Below are 2,070 nucleotides of genomic sequence, written 5' to 3'. Positions count from 1 at the left end.
ACGCCCCCCCGGCCCCCCCCCTCCCATACGGGCCCGCTGATGTCCGCCGCCGAACCTAACGGCCCCTATTTTTTGTACGGGGGGGGCGCTTTTTTTCTCCCCTCCCCCCCCCGGGCCGTACGGCTTTTCGCAGAAGGAAACGTGATGGATCCATCCACGGAGACCGCCACCGCGCTCCCCCACCCCCGTATGGAAGGCGACGCCGACGGGCTCCGCCGCGGGTCGCCGTGGGCGACGGGCACGCTGGTGGGGACCGGGGTACTGCTGGCAGCCGCCGTACTCGTGCACCTGGCGATGGTCTTCCTGTCCCTCGCCCCGGCCAACGCCGTCACCACCCGCCACCGCGATGTGGTCGACGCTTACGTGCAGCCGGAGTTCGGCCAGGACTGGAAGCTCTTCGCGCCCAACCCGATGCAGCGCAACGAGGTCGTCGGCGTCCGGCTGCGCACCGCGGACGCGGGAGGGAACGCGCGCGTGTCCGAGTGGGTCAACCTGAGCGCCCGCGACATCGAGGCGATCCGGCACAACCCGGCGCCCAGCCATGTGCACCAGAACATGCTCCGCCGGGCGTGGGACGGCTACGTCAACACCCACGGCCCGAAGGACCGGCCCCACCGGGGCCGGCTCAGCGAGGTGTCCGCCGCGTACCTCAAGCGCGTCGTGCTCCAGCGGATCGGCCGCGACTGGCAGGGCCGGCCGATCGTCGGCGTCCAGGTCGGCGGCCGGTTCACACCCGTGCCCCCTCCGGCGTGGAGCCCGGAGGACCCGGAGGACACCACCGCCTACCGCCTGCTGCCGTGGTGGACGGTGACGGACCAGGACTACAGGGAGCTGTGAGTGGAGCACCGTACCGCCGAGCCGGATCGCCGGGCTCCTCAGCACGACCCGGGCCGCCCATCAGGCCGCGGTGTTCCGTATCGGCTTCGCCGCGGTCGTGGCGGTCTTCCTCCTGCGGGAGTGGCCGAACCGCCGGGTGCTGTACGGCGACCGCAGCGCGCTGTCCCACGACATGGCCCTCACCCTGATCGAGCAGGAGGGCACCTTCACGGTGCTGAGCTGGTGGGGCGGTCAGTTCTGGTTCGAGGCCGTCTACACCCTGACCATCCTGGCCGCCCTCGCCGTGATGGCCGGCTGGCGCACGCGGACGGCGTCGGTGTTCCTCATGGTCGGGGTGCTGTCCGTGGAGAACCGCAACACCCTGGCCGGGGACGGCGGCGACAACATCTTCCGCATCATGGTGATCTACCTGGTGCTCACCCGCTGCGCCCAGGTCTGGTCGCTGGACGCGCGGCGCGCCCGTGCGCGCGGCAAGGGCCCCTCGCCCGACCGGACCGGCGTCGCCCTGTGGTCGGTGACGGGCGCTCTGCTCTTCTGGGCGTTCGGTTTCCACCTCCACGGCTGGCCGCTCGCGCTGTGGCTCCTGTGGGCCGTGCACGGCGTCTGGTACGCGGTGAACCGGTGGTACCCGCGGCACGAGGCGCGCCGGGTGCTGGACGGCTGTGCGGCCCTGCTGCACAACGCCGCGATGCTGGTGATCGCCGCACAGGTCTGCCTGATCTACTCCACCGCGGGCTGGTACAAGATCCAGGGCTCCCGCTGGCAGGAGGGCTCGGCCCTGCACTACGCCGTCCACCTGGACTACTTCACCCCGTGGCCGTGGCTCTCCGCGACGGTGGCGGCCAACGCGGTGCTGGTGCTGGCCCTGACGTATCTGACGGTCGCGACGCAGGTGGCGTTCCCCTTCACGCTCGGCAGCCGCAAGGTCAAGAGCGTCCTGCTGGCGGTGATGGTCGCGGAGCACCTGGGCATCGCGGTCCTGCTGGGCATCCCCTTCCTGTCGCTGGTGATGATCGTCTGCGACACGGTGTTCCTGCCCACCGCCTTCCTGCTGCGGCTCGGTCCGTGGTGCGGGCGGCTCCTGCCGGACCGGCGGCACGGCCGGCCGGGCGCGGCCCCGCACGGTACGGACCCGCACGGGTACGGCGACCGCGCCGAGGACGACGGCCTTCGGCGCCCACGCCTGCCGGTATGACGCGCGGGCCCCGGCGTCCACACCCACCGGTGTGACGC

The 2,070-nt window shown here is 71.9% G+C and carries 2 protein-coding genes; both read left to right on the top strand.

Features of this window, described 5'->3' with window-relative positions; all coding sequences use genetic code 11:
- Window positions 1–144: 144 nt before the first annotated feature.
- Window positions 145–837, top strand: coding sequence for a DUF5819 family protein (locus ACWGH0_RS34620; protein ID WP_453408245.1), 693 nt, complete (start codon window positions 145–147; stop codon window positions 835–837).
- A 70-nt stretch (window positions 838–907) separates the two neighbouring features.
- Complete coding sequence (locus ACWGH0_RS34615; RefSeq protein WP_453408244.1) at window positions 908–2,032, top strand: HTTM domain-containing protein; 1,125 nt, start codon at window positions 908–910, stop codon at window positions 2,030–2,032.
- Window positions 2,033–2,070 lie beyond the last annotated feature (38 nt).

The organism is Streptomyces sp. NPDC054887 (assembly GCF_053610585.1).
Note: the sequence above shows the minus strand (reverse complement) of the source record. Positions and strands in the feature narration are given on the sequence as shown.